The sequence below is a fragment of the Ornithinibacillus jepli genome, from assembly GCF_047228935.1.
Taxonomy (GTDB): domain Bacteria; phylum Bacillota; class Bacilli; order Bacillales; family Amphibacillaceae; genus Ornithinibacillus.
Map to the genome: position 1 here is coordinate 1,349,889 of NZ_JBFEGG010000001.1, position 25,279 is coordinate 1,375,167.

Sequence of the window (25,279 nt, forward strand, 5' to 3'; positions counted from 1 at the left end):
TCCTCCCTTCAAAACATACATTCCATATGCTCTTATCTCTTAATTATCTATATGAGCCAAGACATTAGGATATGCTAAGTAGAGAAAAATCTCTTGATAGAAATAGGAACTTTTTACAGTCTTAAAACATGTAAATAAGAAAATTTTTATCAAAAAAAGACTATTAGGACATTCCCAATAGTCTTTACAGTACTTAATTAAGTTGTGAAAATGCTTTTCTTGCTGCTTGAATTGTCTTTTCAATATCTTCCTCCGTATGAGCAGTCGATAAGAACAGACCTTCGAATTGTGAAGGTGGTAAGAAGACACCTTCTTCAATCATAATTCGATAATATTTATTAAAGTGCGCTAAATTATAGTTAGAAGCAGTAGCAAAACTAGTAACAGGTTCTTCCGCAAAGAAAATACCAACCATAGAGCCTGCACGATTAATTTGTAGAGGTATATTGTAGTCTGTCGCTGCTTTTTGATAACCATCTACTAATAAATCTACCTTTTTATTCATTTCTTCATAAGAAGCTTCGTTTAATGCACTTAGTGTTTCATATCCTGCAGTCATTGCTAATGGGTTACCTGATAAGGTTCCCGCTTGATAGATCGGCCCAGATGGCGCTACTTGTTGCATAATTTCTCGTTTTCCACCATATGCTCCTACAGGTAAACCACCGCCAATAACTTTACCTAAACAAGTTAAATCTGGGGTTACATCGAAATGCCCCTGTGCACAATGATAACCAACACGGAAGCCTGTCATAACCTCATCAAAAATTAATAGAGAACCGTGTTCTTCTGTTATCTGTCTTAAGAAGCTTAAGAAACCATTACTAGGTGGAACTACTCCCATATTTCCACATACCGGCTCTGCAATTACAGCAGCAATATTATCACCATACTTTTCAAAGGCAGTCCGTACACCTTCTTGGTCATTATAAGCAACCGTAATCGTGTTTTGAGCAATAGACTTAGGAACACCTGGGCTATCAGGCAAGCCTAATGTAGCAACACCTGAGCCAGCTTTAATTAATAGAGAGTCTCCATGCCCATGATAACTACCTTCAAATTTCAAGATTAGATCTCTACCTGTATAGCCACGTGCAAGTCTTAAAGCACTCATCGTCGCTTCAGTACCAGAGTTAACCATACGAACCACTTCAATAGAAGGTACTCGTTCAATTACTAATTTAGCAAGTTTATTTTCTAATAATGTAGGAGCACCAAAACTTGTACCATTTTCAATCACTTCATGAAGCTTACCGACCACTCTTTCGTCCGAATGACCTAAAATAAGGGGCCCCCAGCTCAAAACATAATCAATATATTCATTACCATCTATATCTTTAATTTTCGAGCCTTTTCCACTCTCCATAAAAATCGGATCCATACCTACTGATTTAAATGCCCTTACTGGGGAGTTTACTCCACCTGGCATTAAATCAATCGCTTCTTTGTACGCATCAATTGATTGATTAAATTGTTTCATTATTAACCTCCTCGTTTATTTATCTTCCTTTAACCACTTCGCTACATCTTTAGCAAAATAGGAAATAATTAAATCTGCACCTGCACGTTTCATCGATGTCAATTTTTCCATCACTAGACTTTTTTCATCAATCCATCCATTTTGAGCTGCAGCTTTAACCATGGAATATTCACCACTTACATTATAAGCAACAACTGGAAGATTAAAGTTATTGCGAACATCACGAACAATATCTAAATACGATAATGCTGGTTTTACAATAAGGAAATCTGCTCCTTCAGCGACATCGGATTCTGCCTCTCTTATTGCTTCTAATCGATTAGCGGGATCCATTTGATATGTTTTACGATCGCCAAATTGCGGTGTACTATCTGCAGCATCACGGAAAGGACCGTAAAAAGCAGAAGCATATTTTACTGCGTAAGACATAATAGGAATATTTGTAAACCCTGCTTCATCTAAAGCTTGTCTAATCACTTTTACAAACCCATCCATCATATTAGATGGTGCAATAATATCAGCACCTGCTTTAGCTTGAGATACAGCCGTACGTGCTAGTAGTTTTAATGATTCATCATTATCTACATCGTGATTATGAATTACCCCACAATGTCCGTGGGACGTATATTCACATAGGCACGTATCAGCCACAATTAGAATTTCTGGATACTCATTTTTTATTAATCTAGTCGCTTCTTGAACTATTCCTGTTTCAATAAAAGCACCTGTACCAACTTCATCCTTTTCATTTGGTACACCAAACAGGATAATGGATTTAATACCAAGCTCATGTACTTCTTTTACTTCATCTAGTAATAAATCCATGGATACTTGATAAACTCCCGGCATAGAAGGGACTTCGTTTTTTACATTATTTCCTTCGACAACAAACATTGGATAAATAAAATCCTCCACACGTAAATGGTACTCTCTTACCATTGCTCTCAACGAATTGGATGAACGTAGACGGCGATGACGTTTAAACTCAGTACTTATATTCATGTAAATCAGTCCTCTCTTTATTCTTCACACATAACTTGAATCATACCTTCAATAGTATACGTATCAGGACAAACTACTTGCTTAAATCCTAATTGCTTCGCTCTTTTAAGCGTTGTGTTCCCGATACAAACTATTCTAGTTCTGTCGGAAAAAGTTTTATTTGCAAACTTTACAAATGCTTCAATCGTTGAAGGGCTAGTAAAGGTTAGAAAATCAAACTCTACTTCATTTAATACTTGTTGTAGTCTATACTTTTCATCTGAATTATAAAGTGTTTCATAGACTACCAAAGTTTGGAAGGAAACACCCGCTTCGGATAGCCCTTTAGCAATAACATCCCTTGATCGATTTCCTTGCACTAACAATACGTTTTTAACTCCAGCATATTTTTCAAGGAACTCTTTTACTAAATTTTCACCGTCATAAATAGAAGGAATAAAGGTAGCTTTGTAGCCATATTGTTCAAGAACCTTTTCTGTTTTCTGTCCTACAACCACAAAGTTTACACTAGGTAATGTAATGTTATATTGTTTTATTAATGAAAAGAAGCATTTTACACCATTAACACTCGTAAAAAAAATCCATTGGCTATTTTTCACCATATACACATCATTAAGAAAATTTTTACAGGTGATTTTTAATAACGGTACTTCATAGACAGTAGCACCATTTGCAAGAAGCTTTTCGGTAAACTTTTGAGCAAGCTCTTGTCCCCTAGTAACCAAAACCTTCTTCCCCGCTAACGGAAGCATTATTGATCTAACTCCTCTTTTACTTCTTCAATGATCCTTTTTGCACCACGACGTAAAAGCTTTTCAGCTGCTTCTTTTCCTACTTCTTCTGGATCTTTCCCTCGTACAACTTCTTTTAAAATTGTTTTTCCGTCTGGAGTTCCAACAAGCGCATTTAACACGACTTCATCATTTTCTAAATGTGCATATCCACCAATAGGAATTTGGCAACCGCCTTCTAAAAGATTTAAATATGTTCTTTCAGCAGTAACAGTTTTAACTGTATAGTCATCATTTATCTTAGCTAGTATCTCGGTAAGTTCTTGGTCGTCTTCACGACTCTCAATTGCTAATGCACCTTGTCCAACTGCTGGAACACATACTTCTGGCTCTAAGTATTCGGTAATAAGCTCTTCACTTAAACCAACACGTTTTAGTCCTGATACCGCTAAAATAATTGCATCATAATCTTCCTCTTGCAACTTACGGATTCTAGTTTCGATATTCCCACGAATCCATTTAATTTCAAGATCCGGCCGTTCAGCCAACACTTGTGCGGCACGACGTAAGCTACTAGTTCCAACAATTGCCCCTTCTCGTAACTCCTTTAAAGGTACATCATTTTTTGAAATCAGTGCATCTCGATGATCTTCCCTGACTGGTACAGCAGAAATGATTAATCCTTCTGGCAATTGTGCAGGCATATCCTTCATACTATGAACAGCAAAGTCGATTTCTTTATCATAAAGTGCCTTCTCTATTTCCTTAACGAATAGCCCTTTTCCACCAACCTTAGATAACGTTACATCAAGAATTTTATCCCCTTTTGTAACAATCTTTTTTACATCGAATTCATTCCCTACTCCGGCTTTTTTTAATTCATTTATGACCCAATTCGTCTGTGTTAGTGCTAGGTTGCTCTGTCTTGAACCAACAATTATTTTACGCATATGTAATCCTCCTACTTAAATGTGAAAATTTGAAAGTCTAGTAAATAAAAAGAAATTAATAATCAATATTAAAAATGCACAAGTATTGTACAAGGCTAAAGATTTAGCTGTATTCCGTTTAACCACTCGAAGTAGTAAATAAATTATATAAATTCCTAAAACAAGTATTGAACCAATTGTTTTTAAATCAAACCAATAAAATTCCGTATTCTCCGTATAAGCCCATGCAAAGCCTAAAATAATACCTAGTAGTAATAACGGAACACCAATTGTTATCGTCCAAAAAGTTACCTTCTCCAACCGATGTAAATCTCCCAACTTCCATATCCATTTTATAGCTTTCTTTTCTTTTAAGAAATGATATTGCACGATATATATAAGGGAGAAGATAAAGGAAATCGTAAAAAATCCGTATGAAATAATTGCCAAGGAAATATGTGCAATTAAAATTTCATCTACAAGTCGAATCCCACTTTGTACACTTTGCGTCTTAGCAACAAGTGAGATATGCATTAGCAATATAAAGAACCCAAATAAATTTATAAAAAATACCATAAAATAAGTTTTTAATAGGCGATTCATTAATACCGAAAATGTCACGAGGACCCAAGCATAGAAAAATAGACTATCGGTTAAAGTAGCAATCGGAAAACGGCTCTCTCTAATGAGTGAGGAAAATAAAAAAAAGGTTTGTAAGAGCCAAACCATACAAAGTAACCAGAAGGCTAATATATTCGCCTTCCGGTTTTGCTGTACAAAATCAATAAAATAACAAATAAGACTCAAAGCATAAATACATAATATTCCCTCATAGATCCAACGTACCTCTACCATACGACAAATCCTTTACTGAGTTATTTCGTAGCAAACTTACTTACTAACGGAATCTCTCTTTTTAGAGACTCAAGTAATTCATCATTTTTGATGGTTTGTTTTGCAAATTCCTCTTTTACTTCCTCTTCAATACCAAAGATATCAACAAATAATTGTAAAGCTTCGGCTGCGTTTTCTGACCCAGCTAATTCTTTAGCTTGTGTAATCGGATCTTTTAGTAACTGGTTGATAATACTTTTTGTATGTTTGCTAAGTACCTTTCTCTCTCTATCGGTCAAGTTAGGCATTTTACGCTCGATACTTTTCATCGTTTCTGCTTGAATTGTTAATGCCTTGTTTCGTAAAGCAGAAATGACTGGTACAACGCCTAAAGTTTTCATCCACTCTTTAAAAGTGATAATTTCTTTCTCTAATAAAATTTCGATTTGCTCTGCTGCTTTTTTACGGGTCTCTAGATTTTCGTCTACAATATGCTGAAGATCATCAATATCATAAAGAAATACATTATCTAATTTCTCTAATGCAGGGTCCAAATCTCTAGGAACAGCAATATCAACTAAAAATAATGGCCTACCCTTTCGTTCCTTTTGAATTGGTTCAAGCATTTCTTGTGTGATAACATAGGAATCCGCCCCTGTTGAGCTAATCAAAATATCTGTACTTTTCAGCACCTCTTCAAGGTTATCGATTTGGGCTGCTTGAGCATTAAATTTTTCTGCTAATGCGCTAGCCTTTTCTAATGTACGATTTACAACCGTAATTTTAGTAGCACCAGAGCCTTGTAAATTCTTCGCGGCTAATTCACCCATTTTCCCTGCACCTAGAATTACGACATGCTTTGCATCTAATGTACCAAAAATCTTTTTAGCTAATTCTACAGCTGCATAGCTTACAGATACTGCATTTTCCCCTATAGATGTTTCTTTTTGAGCTCGTTTAGCAAAGGTAATAGCTTGCTTAAACAATTCATTAAATATAGTACCGGTTGCTTTTACTTCCTGGGAAGTTAAAAACGCTTGTTTAACTTGTCCAAGAATTTGCGTTTCCCCTAATACCATTGAATCTAGTCCTGATGAAACTCTAAATAAATGCTCTAAAGCGCCGTCATCCTCAGAAATTCTTAAAAATGAAGATAATTCTTCCTTATCCACATCAAACCAGTCAGCTAAAAATTGCTTAATATAATAACGCCCTGTATGTGCTTGGTCTACAACAGCGTAGATCTCTGTTCGATTACAGGTTGATAATATGACATTTTCTAAAATACTTTTACGTTTTTTTAATTCCTGCATAGCATCCTGAAGAGAGTTTTCTGAGAAAGTTAGTTTTTCTCTAATTTCTACAGGGGCTGTTTTGTAATTTAAACCAACTTTTAAAATATGCACCGTATCTCTCCTCCGAAAAATAAAGCGGTTCTTCGTCTCGCTAAAAATTCATACTATAATATAGTATAACATAGTAAAAACGTCTCATTTTTCACTTTTGTGAACAGATTATGAAACTATATGTTATCATTATGTGAAACGTAAAATTAAACTCAGATGTACTCTATCACACCCTTCTATAAGAAGCAAGAAATCAACTTATAGAGCGCATTATTTATCTTTATCAAAGGTGATGAAATGAAAAATAAAAATACGTTAACCGCATATCTTTTAATTGGGATTGGTGTTTATTTCCTATTAAGACAATTGAAACTCCCAATATTTACAGATTTTTATTCTTGGCCAACAATACTAATTATTATTGGCATAGCTCTTTTAATCTATAGCTTCCAAGTTAAAGATTATAATCAATTGTTTAGTGGAACCATTTTGTTAGGATTAGGCATTCACTTTCACGGTATAAGGCATTATAGTTTTTGGATTGACCACTGGGCTATGTACCCATTAATTGTCGGTATTGCTTTTTTAATTCGTTATTTAAAAACAAAGCAAGGTTTATTACCAGGAATTATTCTTACTGCATTAGCATGCCTTTTTATCTTTTCTGTTAATATTCCTACCTGGTTTAATTGGATACATGATGTAGTAAACTTTATTAACGTTTACTGGCCAATAGTTCTTGTTATCATTGGTATTTATCTTTTAAAGAAAAAGTAAAAGGCTTATCCTTAGGGAATCTCCCCTAGGATAAGCCTCATTATGTTATAATATGGAACTCAAGAATTCTTGTGTCCGCTTCTCTTTTGGGTGGTTAAATATTTCATCTGGCCTTCCGTATTCCACAATCTTTCCATCATGCATATATACTACCCAGTCCGCAACTTCTTTAGCAAATCCCATTTCATGTGTTACCACAATCATGGTCATTCCTTCATCAGCTAATTCCTTCATCGTAGCCAATACTTCTCCTACTAATTCCGGATCAAGTGCAGATGTAGGTTCATCAAATAGCATAACATCTGGTTTCATAGCTAATGATCTTGCTATGGCAACCCGTTGTTTTTGACCACCGGAGAGAGTAGAAGGATAAACATCATATTTATCTCCGAGCCCTACTTTATCTAGTAGTGCTTTTCCTTCTTCTATCGCTTGCTCTTTTGGGATATTTTTAACTAAAACCGGTGCTTCTATCACATTTTCTAATACTGTTTTATGTGGAAATAGATTAAAATGCTGAAACACCATCCCGACATGCTCTCTGATTTTATTTAAATTATGAGTTTCTTTCTCTATTTGTTCACCCTCTAGAACTATCTTACCGTCATCCTTCATCTCCAAAAAGTTCAAACAACGTAATAAAGTACTTTTACCAGAACCACTAGCACCAATTAATACGACAACATCACTTTCATCTACATTTAGATCAACATTCTTCAAAACGTGCAAATCACCAAAAGATTTATTTAATTGTTCTACACGCAGCATTTCTTTTGTAGTCATATATTTTCCTCCTCAATCACTTCTCGAAAGTCTCTTCTCAATTCGATTCACAATAGCTGTTAACACTAAGACAATAACTAAATAATATATAGCTGCAACCGAATAGAATGTTAAGAAATCAAAAGAATTGGATCCTAGCGAGCTAGACACACCAAATAATTCTTGTGCTCCAATGAAGGAAACTAATGAAGAGTCTTTAATGCCAATGATAAACTGATTACCAAGAGAAGGAATTGCGCGACGAAATGCTTGCGGAAGAATAATCCTCCGCATAGTTTGAAGTGTTGTCATCCCGAGGGATCTCCCAGCTTCCATTTGTCCCTTATCTATAGATTGGATGGAACCACGAATAATCTCCGCAATATAAGCCCCACTATGGATGGCAAGGCCAATCGCACCTGCCCAGAATTTATCAATAAGTATAATTTCAGTTATACCATAATATAGTACAAAAATCTGTACAATTAATGGTGTACCACGTATCACCCAAATATACGCATCAGCTATCCACTCTAATGGCTTAATTTTGGAAATTTTTAATATCGCAAAAAATAATCCAATAATAAAAGCTATTAATAAAGACGCAGCAGATAAGTAAAGGGTAATTTTCAGACCTTGAAGAAATAATGGATAACTTTCCATAAATACATGTAAAAAATGAGACAAGTGTTTCAACTCCTTAACGTTACATCATATAGTAAGTTACTCTAATTCTTCAGGTTCTTGCGTAATATCAACACCAACCCATTCTTCTGCTAGTTTAGCTAATTCACCACTATCTTTTAATTCCTGAAGCGCATCATTAATTGCATTTAATAAAGCTTCATTCTCTTTATTTACCGCAATCGCTTGTTCACTTACACCTAATTGACCTCGACTTTCAATTTCCAGACCATTCATAATCGCGGTTTTACCTGTAATATTATCTGTAATTACGGCATCGTGATGGCCAGATGCTAATGATTGTAATGCAACTACATCACTATCAACTTGTGGAACGTTATCTGTGTATTCCTTAGCTGTATCTACATAAGTAGAGCCTCTAGATACCGAAATTTCTTTACCTTGTAAATCTTCAGCTGATTGAATCTCACTGTCTGGTCTCGTATAAATTACCGGGCCAGAATAATAGTAAGCTTTAGAAAAATTTACTTTCTCTTTACGTTCTTCCGTAACCGTATGACTTGCTACCGCAATATCATAACGTCCTTCATTAACGCCAGTTACAATACCAGAGAACTTGGCTTTTTGAGGAACTGCTTCCAAACCTAATTTCTCTGCAATAGCCTCTGCAACTGCAATATCATAACCAACCATTTCAGTACCTTCCATATAACTAAAAGGCATAAACTCTCCTGAAGCCGCAAAAATGAGCTTGCCCTCTTCAATCAATCCATATTCTGAACTAGCATTCTGGTTATCTCCTGTTTGATTTTCAGTTGAACTGTCAGTTTCCCCTTCCGATCCACAAGCAGCTAGTACAACCAATAAAATCGCGATAAAAAGTGTAATTTTCAGTTTTTTCATAAGGTAAATTAATCCTTTCTTCCTTGTTTTTTGAAATGACTAAAAATCATTTCCTACTTTATGAGTATAACAATATTAGAATTTGATACCTAATTTCAAAAAGTCAGATTAATCTAGATAAAAGATATATTATCTTTATTAAACGTAAATACCTGCGAAACGCTTATAATTGCTGTGTAATACTCTAAAACACTCTTAATTCGTCAATATTAGCTATAAAGTAGGCTGAGTGAAACGAAATTATGGCTGATGCTGTGGTTGAGATGATCGATATTTCACTGTTTTGCATTGATATTTTCTGAAATACCGTTGTAATTCCAAGATAAATCGGAGATGTTTCTCGATATAGATTGAAGTTATCTCGTTAATAGTACATAATGTAGTAACTTCAGTTGAGACAAATGAAAAGGGACCAAATTATACGATTTGGTCCCTTCCAATCTATAAATATTTTTTTAATATCCCCCATGCCTCATCTTTACCTTCCCCAGTTTCGGATGAGAAAGGTAATACTAAATCCCCTTTATCAATTTGTAGGGTATTTAACGTACGTTTAATATGTTGTGCTCTTTTTCCTTTTGGAATTTTATCCAACTTTGTTGCAATTACTACTACTGGAAGATCAAAATGCTTAAGAAATTCGTACATTTGGATATCGTCTCTAGTAGGTTCATGACGGATATCCGTAATTAAAAATACTGCTTTTAACGTCTCACGTGTTTGGAAATACTCTTCCATCATTTTTCCCCATTTTTCACGCTCTGTCTTTGATACTTTTGCATAGCCATATCCAGGAACGTCAACAAAGTAGAATGCATCGTTAATCCGATAGAAATTCAATGTTTGTGTTTTCCCTGGTTTTGATGATGTCCTAGCTAAATTCTTTCGGTTTATAAGCTTATTAATAAAAGATGATTTCCCAACATTTGATCTCCCTGCTAGTGCGATTTCGGGTAGTTGGTCATTCGGATATTGTTTCTTACTTACAGCACTAATTACGATTTCAGCGTTTGTTACTTTCATTTTTCTCCTCCACTAGGGCATGCTTTAGTACCTGGTCTAGATGATTAACCGGAATAAAGGTTAACTCGTTTCGTACACTCTCAGGAATATCATCTAAATCCTTTTTATTATCTTCAGGGAAAATTATGGTTGTGATTCCTGCTCGATGAGCACTTAATGATTTTTCTTTAAGTCCACCAATTGGCAAGACACGCCCTCTTAACGTAATTTCTCCTGTCATAGCTACTTCTTTCTTTACTGCACGATTAGAAAGTGCAGAGACAAGCGCAGTAGCCATGGTGATTCCTGCTGAAGGTCCATCTTTTGGTGTTGCACCTTCTGGAACGTGGATATGAATATCATATTTTTCATGGAAATCTTGCTCAATACCAAGTTCATCCGCTCTGGATCGAATATAGCTAAATGCCGCCTGTGCTGATTCTCGCATTACGTCACCAAGTTTACCTGTTAACGTTAGTTTGCCTTTACCAGGGTAATGGGACACTTCAATCGATAACGTATCACCGCCGGCTGTTGTATAAGCTAGTCCTGTCGCTGCACCTATTTGATCTTCTTTCTCCATTCGTCCATATCGGAAAATTGGTTTACCAAGAAGTTCTTCCAAACTTTTCTCAGTTACGACTACACGTTTTTTTTCGTCAGATACAATTAACTTAGCAGCTTTACGACAAACCTTTGCTATTTGTCTTTCTAATGTACGAACCCCTGCTTCTCTAGTATATAAGCGAATTAATTTAAGGAGAGCTTCATCTCTCACTTGTAAATTTCCTTTTTTCAAACCGTTTTCTTTTAATTGCTTAGGAAGAAGATGCTCCTTCGCTATATGAAGCTTTTCCATCTCGGTATAGCCAGAAAGTGAAATTAACTCCATACGGTCTAATAAAGGGCCAGGGATATTATTCACATAGTTAGCTGTCGCTATAAATAGTACATTTGATAAGTCATAAGGTTCTTCAATGAAATGATCACTGAAGCTATTGTTTTGCTCTGGATCTAATACCTCTAGCATCGCTGAAGATGGGTCCCCTCTAAAATCATTAGACATTTTATCTATCTCGTCTAATAAGAAGACAGGGTTAACCGTCTTTGCCTTGCGCATGCCTTGAATTATACGACCTGGCATAGCACCGATATAAGTCCTTCTATGTCCACGAATCTCAGCTTCGTCACGAACACCACCAAGCGATATTCGGACAAAATTGCGATTAACAGAGTTTGCAATGGACCTTGCAAGTGAGGTTTTACCTACACCTGGCGGACCAACAAGACAAAGAATTGGCCCTTTAATTGAGTTTGTTAACTTTTGAACTGCTAAGTATTCTAAAATACGTTCCTTAATTTTCTCAAGTCCATAATGATCTTTATCTAAAATTTCCTGAGCATGATTTATCTCTATCGTATCCTGCGATTTTTCTGTCCATGGTAAAGCTAGTAACCATTCTAAATAGTTCCGGATTACCGAACTCTCTGCAGAAGATTGAGGGACTTTTTCATATCGCCCCAATTCTTTAATTGCTACTTCCATGATGCGGTCTGGCATATCGGATTTCTCAATTTTTTCTCGTAAGTCACTTACTTCGCCAGTTTTACCGTCCTTATCCCCTAGCTCTTTTTGAATTGCTTTTAATTGTTCACGAAGATAATATTCTTTCTGTGTCTTCTCCATTGAAGATTTGACACGTTGTCCAATTTTCTTCTCTAAATCTAATACTTTCTTTTCATTAGATATTAAATTGATTAAGTGCTGTAATCGTTCCTGTGTATTAACCATCTCTAGTAGCTCTTGTTTCTCTTTTAACTTTAAAGTAAGATGCGATGTAATAATGTCAGCAAGCCTTCCTGATTCTTCAATATCACTAACCGTAGTTAATGTTTCTTTCGTTATTTTTCTAGAGACTTTTACATATTGTTCAAACTGTTTAAGAATATTACGCATTAGCGCTTCTTCTTCTAGCTTATCACCATGTACTTCCTCTAACTCCTGAATTTCAACTGTTAATTCATTTTCCTCATCTATAAATCGAATTATTTCACCACGATTTAAACCCTCTACCAGCACACGAAATGTCCCATTTGGAAGTTTTAACATTTGCTTAATTTTAGCTAATGTTCCAATACGGTATATTTCTTCAGGCTTTGGATCATCTATACTCACTTTCTTTTGCGCGGCTAAAAAGATAGTCTGATCAGTAACCATTGCTTTTTCTATGGCAGCGATAGACTTATCTCTTCCTACATCAAGATGTAATATCATCGTCGGAAATACTAATAGGCCACGTAACGGGAGGAGGGGAACTTGTTTTACATCATTAGTCATATTGTATGTACCTCCAAACAATTAATTGTCTAACATATTATGTATATATTGTATTAAAGTTTATAGAACTATCTTTTCTTTGTAAAATAATATAGATTGAATATGTTTTTCTTAGCTTACCCCTTGAAGCTCAAGCTAATTCTTTCAATGAAATAACATCGAACATAAAAAGAGCTAACTATGGACTTTAATTCCACTTCAGATGTCACATCTGGTTGGGACAAGAATCCTAGTCAGCCCTTTTCACATAAATGTTATACCGTTACGCACTTTCTTTAGGAAGCTTTGTTATTCCTTCAGTTACAGTGCCATCTTTGAAATATAGCTTCGGACTGCCATTTTCATTGATCACTGTATCCTTTGTAATAACACACTTTGTAATGTCCTCTCTTGATGGAAGCTCAAACATTACATCTAACATAATTGTTTCAATAATTGATCGTAGTCCACGAGCACCTGTTTTACGTTCAATTGCTTTTTTAGCGATTTCTTCTAGTGCTTCTTTTTCAAATTCTAATTCCACATTATCCATTTGGAATAATTTTACATACTGTTTAACAAGTGCATTCTTTGGCTTCGTTAAAATCTCAATCAGTGCTGCCTCATCTAATGGCTCAAGGCTACCAATAATTGGTAGTCTTCCAATAAATTCAGGAATTAACCCATATCGATGCAAGTCTTCTGGAAGCACTTTAGAAAGTAGTTTACCTTTATCTAATTCTTCCTGTTTTTCGTTTGCACCGAAACCAATTACTTTTTTACCAAGTCTTCTCTTAATGACTTGTTCGATACCATCAAACGCCCCACCACAAATAAATAAAATATTTGTTGTATCAATTTGAATAAATTCCTGGTGCGGATGTTTACGTCCACCTTGTGGCGGTACACTTGCAACGGTACCTTCCAGAATCTTAAGAAGAGCCTGTTGTACCCCTTCACCAGAAACATCTCTTGTAATGGATGGGTTCTCGGATTTACGAGCAACTTTGTCTATTTCATCAATGTAAATAATACCTTTTTCAGCCTTTTCGATATCATAATCAGCCGCTTGGATAAGTTTTAGAAGAATGTTTTCTACATCTTCCCCTACATAACCTGCTTCTGTTAAAGATGTTGCATCAGCCATCGCAAATGGCACATTAAGAATACGTGCAAGTGTCTGCGCTAGTAATGTTTTACCACTACCAGTAGGACCAATCATTGCAATATTACTTTTCGATATTTCAACATCATCATTTGATTTTGGTGAATTTATACGTTTGTAATGATTATAAACTGCTACCGAAAGATTCTTCTTTGCTTTTCCTTGTCCAATTACATAATCATCTAAGATTTCACAAATTTCTTTTGGCTTTGGAACTTCTTTAAATTCCATTTCCTCTTCAGTACCTAGTTCTTCCTCTACGATTTCAGTACATAACTCAATACATTCATCACATATATAAACACCAGGACCAGCAACTAGTTTACGTACTTGTTCTTGACTTTTTCCACAAAACGAACACTTAAGCTGCCCTTTTTCTTCATTAAATTTGAACATTAATTTTTCACCCCTAAAGTTTCTGGTCAATAACACAAAACGTTTAGTTATAATAGATATCATATCAGATGCCGATTTGAAAACAAAATAATATACACTGTCATTTGATGTATAGGTTACCATTATCAATAATTTCATATTCAAATCATGTTAGCATCAAATATCTATCCACACTCATTTTATTAGTATATGTATCCATACCCAATAAAATTGACAACGACAGAATCTTACTCTGAATTTAATCATACTAAATTACGATTAAAATTACTAAAGATAAACATTCTTTAGGTTAAAAAAACAAGGCACGAAATTTCGCACCTTGTTTTTTGTTGTATTTTACCAGTCCATTATTATATTATGCAACTGTTTTACTATTATCCACTAAGAAATCAATTGCTTTTCTAAATAATAAATCTTCTTTAATCGCTTCCGTATTTCCACCAAGCATTTGAGTAAGTTGCGCAGTATCTACACCATACATAGAAGCCATGTTTTCTAATTCAGCATTAACATCTTCATCTGTAACTTCTAGGTTTTCTGCTTTAACGATTGCTTCTAATGTAAGGTTCGTTTTCACACGTTTACCAGCATCTTCACGCATTTGTTCTTTTAATGCATTCTCATCTTGACCAGAGAATTGGTAGTAAAGATCTAAAGTCATGCCTTGCATTTGTAAGCGTTGTTCAAACTCACGCATCATACGGTCAAGTTCTGTTTCAACCATTACTTCTGGAACTTCAACTTCTGCATTATCACTAGCTTTATTGATTAATTCTTCACGCTTAGCATTTTCTGCAGTTTGTTTTTTCTCTGCTTCAAGTTCTTCACGCTTTTTAGCTTTAAGAGCTTCAAGAGTTTCTACTTCATCGTCCACATCTTTTGCAAACTCATCGTCTAACTCTGGAAGTTCTTTTGTTTTAATTTCATGAATAGTTACTTTGAAAGTAGCCTCTTTACCAGCTAAATCTTCTGCATGATAATCCTCTGGGAAAGTAACTTTGATTTCTGTTTCCACGCCAACTTCTTTTCCAATTAATTGTTCTTCAAAGCCAGGAATAAATTGACCAGATCCGATTTCAAGTGAATGGTTTTCGCCTTTTCCACCTTCGAATGCTTCGCCATCTAGGAAGCCTTCAAAATCCATAACAACTGTGTCACCTTCTACGACACTACCTTCTTCTTTAACAACTAATTCTGCATGACGCTCTCTAAGTTGTTGTAATTCATTGTCTACATCTTCATCAGTTACTGTAGCATCTAACTCTTCCACTTCAAGACCTTTATACTCACCTAGCTTAACTTCAGGTTTTACAGTTACATCAGCAGTAAATACTAACGTTTGACCTCTTTCGATTTGTTCAATATCAATACTTGGTTGATCAATTGGCTCAATTCCGGATTCTTGAACTGCTTTCGTATATGCTTCTGGTAATACAATATCTACCGCATCTTGATATAATGCTTCAACACCAAATCGTTTTTCAAAAATTGGACGAGGCATTTTACCTTTTCGGAATCCAGGTACTTGAACTGTTTTCACAACTTTTTTGAAGGCTTTATCTAAAGCAGTTTCAAACTCTTCTGCTGATACTTCAAATGTTAAAACTCCTTCATTACCTTCTTTTTTTTCCCATTTTACTGACATATATTTTCCCTCCAAAAATCTATTATTTCCATTAACTACTTAATTTCATTAATTAGATTCGTTTAAGTATTTTATAAACACTTTCTAAAATTGCAACCATCTTATTATACCATAATTGTTATGCCTTTCAAGACATATGAAAAAGTTTTAATTAATCCTCAATGATAGATAAATATAACTGTTCACAGTTTAATATATCTTCCATATATTGGATTGCTTTTTCATGTTTTTCAATAGGAGATATTTCTTGTTGATTCATAATTTGGTAGCCTATTATTTTTAAACTCTCTGCCACTAATTCGGAATCCTCTCCTAATGGTAGAATTGGATAGTGAACATAGAAATATCGATACAGTAATTTTTCTAAAAAATGATATAATGTTGGATTCCCTTGTTCTACCTCATGTAAATGACCTAAAATACGTTTATATGCTTCAGTTAAAGGAATTTCTGGTATATCATGCGGCTTTATAGTTAATTTTTTCCCGAATTTACCTACATTAACCAATCTAGTGTAATGGCTCTCTTGCAGCCAACAGAAAATTGCTGTTTTAATAACCGGATGGATGTCCTCTTCTACTAATAAATCGATTGTATTGCTATCGGGGTCAACTCCCATAGATCGTAGCTGCACAATTGCTCTCCATTGTTTATCGTGATTAGAAGCCGATACTGCTTCTAGTAATTCTTCGGTATAAATGGATGATTTCTTTTCTACAACATCCATTTCCATTTTCTCACTCATATCATATAGCTGTAGAAACTGTTCTCTTAGGACATCAGGTAGATTTTCAGATGCTAGCTCGTTTTCAATAATATCCATTAATACATTATACTTGTTCGTTTGGAATAAAATAGTCAGATAGATATGTATATATTGATAATGATGTTCAACCTGTTTATTTTGAATGATTTCTTCACACATATCTTCTGCTTCTTGATAGCGCCCAAGCTCCATTAAACACATTAACTTACCTATTATAATTTCATGATCTTCTGTGTTATATTGGAGTAATTCATTTAACTTATCTAATGCCTCAATATATCGCTTTTCCTGTAATGCAAGAAAACCTTCTTCTCTTAAAGTATTTTTCCATTTAGGAAAGAGAATAACATTATCTTCATCATTACTCATAGCTTCCCCTCCCTTTGTACAATATTTTTATCATTTGATAATAGAAGAATACATAGATAACAGGATTTTAAATCCTTACTACTAGTATAAAAAAAGAAACCTTCAATGGTTTCAACATTTACAGTAGTCACAGACCCTTAGAATAATTATTCTATTTACAGTTATAAATTCCAATCTATATAATTGCATAATCTACAATGAAAAGCAATCTTGTAGGACTTAGCATAACAAACTACGAACTTATGACAAATTAAAAAGGACTAAAATTTAGTCCTTTTACCACATTTATTTACTATAGAGCTCCTTATAGGCAATAACTTTTAGAGCTGTGATTTCTTCCGGAGATAATCTCTCTTCTATTTCTTGCATAAGCTCTTCCTTAGACATTTGTCCCTGTTGAACTTTAGATTGGATTTCTTGAAGACCAGATATTCCAACTTTTTTCACTAACATTCTAGTGGCTTCTTCCTTTGTCTGAACAGGTAAGGTACTTTCATCTACAGATTTCACATCTTCTAAGAAGGCTTGTAATTCTGGATCAGATTCAATCGCTTTTTTTATATTTTCCATTTCCCCACTATTTTCTAATTCAGCGGACAACACTTCCATTAATTTTTCCGATGCTATATTCGTTCCGAAATAATAAACGCCATATCCTAGAATTCCTAATACGAGTATCGTGATAAACAAAAACTTTATTAATTTCACCTTCAACATACCTCCCTTATTTAACCAATTAATTAAAATCTCTTAACTACCCGATTCTACCCCATGTTTTATAAAATCATTAGTCTCGATAATTTGATTATTATCTTCTAATAATACCACTTGAGGTTTATGATTGGCTGCCTCTTCTAATGAAAGCTGTCCATAGTTCATAATGATGACTTTATCGCCAACTTGAACCAATCTTGCAGCAGCACCATTTAAGCAAATCATGCCAGAGTTTCGTTCTCCCTTTATAACATAAGTTTCAAATCTATTTCCATTATTTATATCAACTATCTGGACTTGTTCATACTCTAATATTCCAGCTGCCTCCATTAAACCCTCGTCAATGGTAATACTTCCTACATAATTTAGATTTGCTTCTGTTACTGTTGCTCTGTGTAATTTCCCTCTTAACATTGTTACATTCATTTCTTATGCCTCTTCCCATGTAAAATTGTCAATTAATCTAGTGTTACCAATATAAACCGCGACCGCACACAAAATAGCCCCTTCAATATTTCCAATAGAATTTATATTATCTGGGTCAACAACCTCTACATAATCCACACGTGCAAGTGGTTCTTGTTCAATTCGAGCATGTATAGCAGATTTTATTATCTCTGCTTTTCTTACCCCATTTTCTATTAATCTTAAACCTTCATTAAGACCTTTTGAAAGACACAAAGCTGCTTTTCTTTCCGTTGGATTTAAATACTTATTTCTAGAACTCAATGCCAATCCATCAGGTTCCCGAACTATCGGACAACCTACAATATTTACTTGGAAGCATAAATCCTTAGTCATTTTACGTATCACTGCAAGCTGTTGGGCATCTTTCTTACCGAAGTAAGCATTGTCTGGTTGAACGATATTAAAAAACTTCGTAATTACGGTACATACACCACGAAAATGACCAGGTCTTGTACTACCACAAAGACCATCTGAAGGACCATCAACTTCTACAAAAGAACTGAACCCAGATGGATATAATTCTTTAACCTTAGGGAAAAATATAAGATGAGTTCCATTCCTCTCACAAATTGTTTGATCACGTTCAGGGTCTCTAGGATAACTATCTAAATCCTCAGACGGCCCAAATTGCATTGGATTAACATAGATACTTACGATAACTTTGTCATTTTCTTCAGCTGCGTTTCGTATCAAACTCGCATGACCTTCGTGTAAATATCCCATCGTTGGAACAAAGCCAATAGTAAGACCATTTTCTTTCCATTCACGTACATAGTGCCGTACTTCCTCAGTGGTCGTTGCGATTATCATGATGCTCCTCCTCATATTTCTTCTTCACTTTGTCTAACACTTCTTGATCAATTTTATAGGTGTGCTCCACTGCTGGAAATATTCCCTTCTTAACCTCGTTAGCATACGTCATAAAACTTTCTTTCATAAGCTCACCAATAGAACCAAAATTCTTAACAAACTTTGGTGACAAATCACTGTACATAGCAAGCATATCTTGGTAAACCAATACTTGCCCATCACATCCTGCTCCTGCACCAATCCCTATCGTTGGAATAGTTAGCACTTCCGATAACCATTCTGCAAGGCTTCCAGGAATACATTCTAGTACTAATGCAACTGCGCCAGCATTTTGTACAGCCAATGCATCTTCAAGAAGTTTTTCCGCTGCGTCAATTTCTCGTCCTTGCACTTTATATCCACCAAGTGCATTCACCGATTGAGGAGTTAGACCAAGATGTCCAATTACAGGAATAGATGCTTGAGTAATTGCCTTAATTTGAGGACATACTTCTCTTCCCCCTTCAAGTTTTACTGCTTGAGCACCTGCTTCTTTTACTAATCTACCTGCATTTTTCACAGCACCTTCAACAGTTACTTGATAAGACATAAATGGCAAATCAGCTACGACTAATGCATTTTCAGCCCCTCGAACTACTGCTTTAGTATGATGTAACATATCTTCCATTGTAACAGGAAGAGTACTATCATACCCTAACATCACCATACCTAGCGAATCTCCTACTAATAAGCAGTTTATCCCAGCCTTATCCATCAATTTCGCAGTAGAATAGTCATATGCAGTAAGCATAGTTATTTTTTCACCATCACGTTTTTGCCTTTGTAGCGTCATCACAGTATTCTTCATCTTTTCAGTACCTCCTCTATATTTGAGAAATCTCTTTCCGGGTGTTTCTCTTTTGCTAAAGCAATCAACTCTTGTGAAAGTATTTGGTAAACCTTTCGATGAGAACCATGAAGAGAACTAAGATGAGACTTCACTGTAGAGTCATCACCTCTTTCAATCGGACCAGTTAAAGCAGGGATTAACCCTCTTTCAACTATATTCTGAGCGTTCCGCTCAAATAGCCCTCTCCATGCATGTACTGCAAATTGTTCACTAAGCCCGCTATCCTTTAACAGGTCAGAGCCCATTTTAGCCAACGCTATAACTAAATTGCTACAGAACACAGCTGCTGTATGATAGAGAACCTTATTCTCGGGAGCAATATGTTCAACTGGATTGTCTAAGATTCGAAGTAGGTTATGTAAATATTTTCCACCTCTTGGTCCTTCTAACGTAAAATGAACCGCTTCCATTTTCATATAGGAAGAATAGAGGTCATGAATTGCACAAAGTGGATGTAAAGAAAAGCCTTTGGCCCCTTTAAATTCAATATCGTTAAACACGAAAGATGTTAGTGAACCACTACAATGGCAAACCTCTTTACCCTCAAGGTTAAATGTACGAACCCGCTCCCATAGTTCAGGCAAAACAAAGTCAGGAACGGTTATAAATAGTAGATTACTAGCTTGAATAACTTCCTCAAGTGATAAACTTTTTGAACCTGTTATGTATGCAGCTTGCTTCGAACTTGTCTCCGTTTTACTATAGAAACCAATTATAGGTATCTCATTTTCTGCAAAATATCTACCGAGGGTAATACCGACTTTCCCAGCTCCGATAAAACCAACTTTAGGAAGCTCCATTCTAACACCTCTTGACTTAATGACACTCGTGTCATATATTATTGAAAAGATTGTAACACATAATAACAGATGCGTCATTAAATAATTTGGAGTGGTTGTATGATAAAAGCGTCTCAGGCAGAAAGGCGAAGAAAAAAGGAAGAAACTATATTAAAAAGTGCAAAAGACGTTTTTTGTCGTAAAGGATTTATCGAGGTTACGATGCAAGATATTATTGATGAATGTTCTATAAGTAGAGGAGGTATTTACCTTTACTTTAGTTCAGTGGATGAAATTTATATGGAGGTAGTGAAGCGAAGAAATCATCAAAATTTTGAAGCGGTAAAAAAGTCCATCGACCAAAACAGACCATTTATTGAACTTTTAGATGCTTTCCTTGCATCGCACAAAAGACGATTACTCCATATGGAAGAAAGCATGTTACGTTCTACATACGAATTTTTATTTTCACATAAAGACGATCAACATCGGGAATTTCAACAGTCACTACTTGACCATGTAAAAACTACCATTATGGAAATTTTATTATTAGGAGTTCGCCAAGGCGTATTAGTGAATGATAAAATCGATGTACTTGCTGAAAATTTTATGTTTGTAATTGAAGGGTTGAGTATTCTATCTCTTGTTGGTGGTATTACGGAGGAGCATATTAACAAGCAATTCTTGATGATAAAAACGATGCTTCCATATGAATGATAAATAAAAGAGCCAAACTTTTCATTCAAAAAGTTTGGCTCTACCTCTTTTAGCGTCCCAGGAGAGATTCGAACTCCCGACCCACAGCTTAGAAGGCTGTTGCTCTATCCTGCTGAGCTACTGGGACATATGTATGGAGCGGGTGATGGGAATCGAACCCACGACATCAGCTTGGAAGGCTGGAGTTTTACCATTAAACTACACCCGCATAAAGTGTAGATTTGTTATTCATTTTTTGTTCACGCACGGTCATGCCCCTGTGTCTTCTAGTATTTTCAAGGAAGCGTATTCCTCGGGGCAACTCGTAGTATATTCGGTAGAAGCAGTCGCTCGTGGCTGGAGTTTTACCATTAAACTACACCCGCATAAAGTGTAGATTTGTTATTCATTTCTTGTTCACGCACGGTCATGCCCCTGTGTCTTCTAGTATTTTCAAGGAAGCGTATTCCTCGGGACAACTCGTAGTATATTCGGTAGAAGCGGTCGCTCGTGGCTGGAGTTTTACCATTACACTACACCCACATATTTTGCACCATTATTCTTTTGAACGTAACTTTTTTTGGTCACAAAAATTATTATATGGAGTTTGATCCTAAAAGTCAACACCTAAATCCAAATTACTAATTTACAAAATATTAAAATGTTAGGGTGCTTCATGCAGAAACACCCCACTTTTGTCATTAAAGAGTAATACTGTATGATAACTCCTCTACCGTATCTCCTTCAACCGTTCGGAATCTAGCCTCAACCTCACGACCAGTTTTCCATTCTAAAACACAATAAGTCTTCTCTCTCCTCATCCGAGGAAGGTGGATACTCCCTGGATTCAGGAATAGTTTATTTCCTATTTTTTCCCCTCCTGCAATATGAGAGTGTCCGAAACAAACTATATCCGCATTCACTTCTTCAGCACGGTAGGATAGGTTCATTAAACTCATTTTTACATTATGTAAATGACCGTGTACCACTAAAAATGTTAATCCATTAATTTCTTTAATTATTTCTTTTGGAAAGTTACCATAGAAATCGCAATTTCCAGCTACTGTGTAAACACCCTCTAATTCTTTAGCAGACTCACTTAGCTCTGAATCACCGCAATGTAATACATAATCAGCTTTTTCTCTTTCCTTAATTAATTCTATTTCTTCTGTTAATCCGTGGCTATCACTCATAATTACAACTTTTGTCATGATATCCCCCTACTAACGTTGGTTTTGTATCCAATCCTCTAATTGAACCATCGCATTTTTACGATGACTAATTTTATTTTTTTCTTCAGGAGTTAGTTCCGCCATTGTATGGCTGTATACTTTTGGAATAAATATCGGATCATATCCGAACCCATGGTTACCTTTTTCTTCTATTGCTATAGAGCCTTCACAATAACCTTTTTTATAAATAGTTTTCTCCCCTGGAATGGATATGGATAACACACACACAAATCGTGCAGTCCTATCTGCTTCGGGAACATTTTTTAGCTCTTCTAACACCTTTTGAATATTCTTCTTATCATCTTTCGGCTCTCCAGCATAACGAGCTGAGAATATCCCTGGCTTACCGTCAAGAGCATCAATTTCCAAGCCAGAATCATCAGCCATTACCGGGATATTTAATATATTTGCTATACCCTCGGATTTTAATGCTGCATTCTCTTCAAATGTTGAACCGGTTTCTTCAATATCTGGCAAATCTTGAGGTAAGTCTAAAAGAGATACCGCTTTAATCCCATACCGGTCAAACAACGTTTTAAATTCTTTAGCTTTACCTTCATTTTTAGTTGCTATAATAATCTCTTTCATGTCATGAACTCCTTATTTAACTGTTTCACCTATTCGATTAGCTAGTTCTCCGATTGCTTCCTTTTGAATCTCAAAAATCTCACTTATTCCATCACTTGCTAACTTTAATAGGTTTTGTAATTGGACCATAGAAAAGGTAGATTCTTCACCTGTTCCTTGAATCTCTACAAACTCACCCGAACCAGTCATAACAATATTCATATCCACATTTGCCGCTGAATCTTCCTCATAGTTTAAGTCTAATATTTCCGTTCCATCTGGTAATATACCTACTGAGATTGCGGCAAGGAAATCTGTAACGGGCATTTTCTTTAACACATTATTTTGTAAAAGTTTACCAAAAGCAAGAACCATTGCTACATATGCTCCTGTTATAGAGGCTGTTCTTGTACCACCATCAGCCTGAATAACATCACAATCTATCCATACCGTTCTTTCACCAATTGAATCTAAATCAACTACTGAACGAAGCGCTCGTCCAATTAATCTTTGTATTTCCATCGTTCTTCCCGAAACTTTACCTTTAGAAGATTCACGAATATTTCTATCTTGGGTAGCACGAGGTAACATAGCATACTCTGCTGTTATCCATCCTTTCCCCTGGCCACGCATAAAAGGAGGGACTCTATCTTCAATAGTAGCATTACAAATAACCTTTGTATCTCCCACTTGAATAAATACAGAGCCTTCTGGATGCTTTATAAATTCTGTTGTAATCGCAATTGGTCTTAAGTTATTTACATTTCTTTGATCAGTTCTCATTTATTTTCCTCCTTATCAACCATTAGCTTATCATATTTTACTGGAAAGATTCACCTTATACAATTGTTTAGGATACACAAAGAAAAGGAGGTAACAGATAACTGCTCCCTCCCTTTATCTTTTATTTATAATTTTTCAGATGGATTAATGGATTCTCTTGTAACTGGTTCTGAGTAGACTTCTCCGCTTTCATTTGCAATTTGCTCTACATTTTCTACTTTCACGTTCACTGCTTCAATGGTCTCTTGCTCGGTTAATGTGCGAACTAATGACTCCATCACCTCATCTGCAATAACGCCATTCTCCATATCCTTCAAGATTTCCTGGTTAAATACTAACTCAAGCACCCCACTATTTAATTTTGGTTCGTCTAGAAGCATGGTTTGCTCATTAAAAACCTGCATCAAGTTCGTTTCATATGTTGGTCCATCAATTAAAGCTTGAACGATTGCTTGGGTAATATCACCATCTTTTACTTCTACATATTGCGTAACTGGAACGAAGTATTGATTGTCATCATGTTCTGTCGGGAAATACATTGTTACAGCTTTACTATTTATATAGTCAACGGTATCGGATTGGACAATGTTAATTCCGTTTGCCCGAGAATATCCATTTGCAATTGGAGTGCCGTTTACAGGCATTGCTTTTAAATCTTCTCCATTAATACGAAGCTTCACTCGATCAATATTATCAAATTGAGTTAACGTAAACGTCATTGCTTCTAAGATCTGGTGTTCTTCCTCTGTACCATATTCTGCAAATTCCTCAGATAAATCTACCGTAATCGTACCTTCAGCGATATCAAGGCCGAGAATTTCTGTACCTGCCGGTAGTACTGCTTGAAATCCATTCGGTAATAATGCTGTTACTGGGCCATCCTTAACCATATACTCTAATACTTGAGATGCAACTTCCTTTGTTTCAGGTACTGGCAGTTCAAGCGTTTGTGGGGCTACCAATCCATTTGAATCTAACAAGAATAATTGACGACTTACTGTTTGACCTGTTTCATCTGTATCCTCGTTTTCACTTTCATCACTTTCTGAAGACTGATTATCCTGTCCGTCAACTGCTTCAGCATTTGGCGGCGGATCCATATCAGGTAAAGATTGTTCTCCTTGAAAACATCCCGTTAAAAACAGTAACGTACACAAAGTAGTCATTACCAATAGCACTATTCGCTTTCTCATGTCATTCCCTCCTACGATGGTTTGTACTACTATGTATACGAGCCCATCAACTAAATTAGACCTGAAGTATAAAATTTGT

At 35.6% G+C, this 25,279-nt stretch carries 25 protein-coding genes and 2 tRNA genes; 2 read left to right on the forward strand and 25 right to left on the reverse strand.

Annotated elements, in window-relative coordinates:
* Positions 1–193: 193 nt before the first annotated feature.
* The 6 genes from hemL to hemA are packed head-to-tail and all read right to left on the reverse strand — an operon-like array spanning position 194 to position 6,382.
* Entirely contained in the window at positions 194–1,480 is a 1,287-nt protein-coding gene (gene hemL, locus AB1K81_RS07065; RefSeq protein ID WP_412975912.1) for a glutamate-1-semialdehyde 2,1-aminomutase, read from the reverse strand.
* Positions 1,481–1,495: 15 nt separating this feature from the next.
* Positions 1,496–2,482: a porphobilinogen synthase gene (hemB, locus tag AB1K81_RS07070; protein ID WP_412975913.1), complete on the reverse strand. Its 987-nt coding sequence runs from the start codon at positions 2,480–2,482 to the stop codon at positions 1,496–1,498.
* 17 nt (positions 2,483–2,499) lie between these two features.
* Positions 2,500–3,234, reverse strand: coding sequence for a uroporphyrinogen-III synthase (locus AB1K81_RS07075; protein ID WP_412975914.1), 735 nt, complete (start codon positions 3,232–3,234; stop codon positions 2,500–2,502).
* Positions 3,234–4,163, reverse strand: coding sequence for a hydroxymethylbilane synthase (gene hemC / locus AB1K81_RS07080; RefSeq protein WP_412975915.1), 930 nt, complete (start codon positions 4,161–4,163; stop codon positions 3,234–3,236). Before hemC ends, AB1K81_RS07075 begins: the two co-directional genes overlap by 1 nt.
* Positions 4,164–4,178: 15 nt before the next feature.
* A complete protein-coding gene (locus AB1K81_RS07085; protein WP_412975916.1) occupies positions 4,179–4,997 on the reverse strand; it encodes a cytochrome C assembly family protein in 819 nt (272 codons plus the stop codon).
* 20 nt (positions 4,998–5,017) lie between these two features.
* Positions 5,018–6,382 (reverse strand): glutamyl-tRNA reductase, encoded by a 1,365-nt coding sequence (gene hemA / locus AB1K81_RS07090; RefSeq protein WP_412975917.1) that lies wholly within the window; start codon positions 6,380–6,382, stop codon positions 5,018–5,020.
* A 237-nt stretch (positions 6,383–6,619) separates the two neighbouring features.
* Here hemA and AB1K81_RS07095 point away from each other — a divergent pair, with 237 nt between their 5' ends.
* Positions 6,620–7,099 carry a LiaI-LiaF-like domain-containing protein gene (locus AB1K81_RS07095; RefSeq protein ID WP_412975918.1) on the forward strand — a complete coding sequence of 160 codons (480 nt, stop codon included), beginning with the start codon at positions 6,620–6,622 and terminating at the stop codon, positions 7,097–7,099.
* 45 nt (positions 7,100–7,144) lie between these two features.
* Here the strand turns inward: AB1K81_RS07095 and AB1K81_RS07100 are convergent, their stop codons facing one another.
* From AB1K81_RS07100 to AB1K81_RS07160, 13 genes are all read right to left on the reverse strand, one after another.
* Positions 7,145–7,882, reverse strand: coding sequence for an amino acid ABC transporter ATP-binding protein (locus AB1K81_RS07100; protein ID WP_412975919.1), 738 nt, complete (start codon positions 7,880–7,882; stop codon positions 7,145–7,147).
* Positions 7,883–7,894: 12 nt separating this feature from the next.
* Entirely contained in the window at positions 7,895–8,557 is a 663-nt protein-coding gene (locus AB1K81_RS07105; RefSeq protein WP_412975920.1) for an amino acid ABC transporter permease, read from the reverse strand.
* A 27-nt stretch (positions 8,558–8,584) separates the two neighbouring features.
* Positions 8,585–9,409 (reverse strand): transporter substrate-binding domain-containing protein, encoded by an 825-nt coding sequence (locus AB1K81_RS07110; protein WP_412975921.1) that lies wholly within the window; start codon positions 9,407–9,409, stop codon positions 8,585–8,587.
* A gap of 441 nt (positions 9,410–9,850) precedes the next feature.
* Positions 9,851–10,432: a ribosome biogenesis GTP-binding protein YihA/YsxC gene (yihA, locus tag AB1K81_RS07115; RefSeq protein WP_412975922.1), complete on the reverse strand. Its 582-nt coding sequence runs from the start codon at positions 10,430–10,432 to the stop codon at positions 9,851–9,853.
* The gene (gene lon / locus AB1K81_RS07120) at positions 10,413–12,749 is read right to left on the reverse strand and encodes an endopeptidase La (RefSeq protein WP_412975923.1); all 2,337 of its coding nucleotides are present in this window, start codon (positions 12,747–12,749) and stop codon (positions 10,413–10,415) included. The genes yihA and lon overlap by 20 nt, the downstream gene beginning before the upstream one ends.
* A 262-nt stretch (positions 12,750–13,011) precedes the next feature.
* Positions 13,012–14,289: an ATP-dependent protease ATP-binding subunit ClpX gene (gene clpX / locus AB1K81_RS07125; RefSeq protein ID WP_412975924.1), complete on the reverse strand. Its 1,278-nt coding sequence runs from the start codon at positions 14,287–14,289 to the stop codon at positions 13,012–13,014.
* A gap of 355 nt (positions 14,290–14,644) precedes the next feature.
* Entirely contained in the window at positions 14,645–15,934 is a 1,290-nt protein-coding gene (gene tig, locus AB1K81_RS07130) for a trigger factor (protein ID WP_412975925.1), read from the reverse strand.
* A 151-nt stretch (positions 15,935–16,085) separates the two neighbouring features.
* Positions 16,086–17,069, reverse strand: a complete 984-nt coding sequence (locus AB1K81_RS07135; RefSeq protein ID WP_412975926.1) for a tetratricopeptide repeat protein — start codon at positions 17,067–17,069, stop codon at positions 16,086–16,088.
* Positions 17,070–17,354: 285 nt separating this feature from the next.
* Positions 17,355–17,777 (reverse strand): hypothetical protein, encoded by a 423-nt coding sequence (locus tag AB1K81_RS07140; protein WP_412975927.1) that lies wholly within the window; start codon positions 17,775–17,777, stop codon positions 17,355–17,357.
* Between the two features lie 42 nt (positions 17,778–17,819).
* Entirely contained in the window at positions 17,820–18,209 is a 390-nt protein-coding gene (gene panD, locus AB1K81_RS07145) for an aspartate 1-decarboxylase (protein ID WP_412975928.1), read from the reverse strand.
* 3 nt (positions 18,210–18,212) lie between these two features.
* Entirely contained in the window at positions 18,213–19,061 is an 849-nt protein-coding gene (gene panC, locus AB1K81_RS07150) for a pantoate--beta-alanine ligase (protein ID WP_412975929.1), read from the reverse strand.
* The gene (panB, locus tag AB1K81_RS07155) at positions 19,039–19,908 is read right to left on the reverse strand and encodes a 3-methyl-2-oxobutanoate hydroxymethyltransferase (protein ID WP_412975930.1); all 870 of its coding nucleotides are present in this window, start codon (positions 19,906–19,908) and stop codon (positions 19,039–19,041) included. Before panB ends, panC begins: the two co-directional genes overlap by 23 nt.
* Positions 19,905–20,750: a Rossmann-like and DUF2520 domain-containing protein gene (locus tag AB1K81_RS07160; RefSeq protein ID WP_412975931.1), complete on the reverse strand. Its 846-nt coding sequence runs from the start codon at positions 20,748–20,750 to the stop codon at positions 19,905–19,907. Before AB1K81_RS07160 ends, panB begins: the two co-directional genes overlap by 4 nt.
* A 99-nt stretch (positions 20,751–20,849) precedes the next feature.
* Between AB1K81_RS07160 and AB1K81_RS07165 the strand changes: the two genes are divergently transcribed.
* Entirely contained in the window at positions 20,850–21,446 is a 597-nt protein-coding gene (locus AB1K81_RS07165; RefSeq protein ID WP_412975932.1) for a TetR/AcrR family transcriptional regulator, read from the forward strand.
* Between the two features lie 53 nt (positions 21,447–21,499).
* Here AB1K81_RS07165 and AB1K81_RS07170 read toward each other — a convergent pair.
* The 6 genes from AB1K81_RS07170 to AB1K81_RS07195 all read right to left on the reverse strand — a co-directional run bounded on the left by AB1K81_RS07170 (position 21,500) and on the right by AB1K81_RS07195 (position 25,200).
* Positions 21,500–21,573: transfer RNA gene (locus tag AB1K81_RS07170), tRNA-Arg, on the reverse strand.
* A gap of 7 nt (positions 21,574–21,580) precedes the next feature.
* Positions 21,581–21,654: transfer RNA gene (locus AB1K81_RS07175), tRNA-Gly, on the reverse strand.
* A 472-nt stretch (positions 21,655–22,126) separates the two neighbouring features.
* Positions 22,127–22,636, reverse strand: coding sequence for a metallophosphoesterase (locus AB1K81_RS07180; RefSeq protein ID WP_412975933.1), 510 nt, complete (start codon positions 22,634–22,636; stop codon positions 22,127–22,129).
* 12 nt (positions 22,637–22,648) lie between these two features.
* Positions 22,649–23,245: an XTP/dITP diphosphatase gene (locus tag AB1K81_RS07185; RefSeq protein ID WP_412975934.1), complete on the reverse strand. Its 597-nt coding sequence runs from the start codon at positions 23,243–23,245 to the stop codon at positions 22,649–22,651.
* 12 nt (positions 23,246–23,257) lie between these two features.
* Positions 23,258–24,007: a ribonuclease PH gene (rph, locus tag AB1K81_RS07190; RefSeq protein ID WP_412975935.1), complete on the reverse strand. Its 750-nt coding sequence runs from the start codon at positions 24,005–24,007 to the stop codon at positions 23,258–23,260.
* Between the two features lie 125 nt (positions 24,008–24,132).
* On the reverse strand, positions 24,133–25,200 hold the full coding sequence (locus AB1K81_RS07195; protein WP_412975936.1) for a GerMN domain-containing protein: 1,068 nt from the start codon (positions 25,198–25,200) through the stop codon (positions 24,133–24,135).
* Positions 25,201–25,279: the final 79 nt, after the last annotated feature.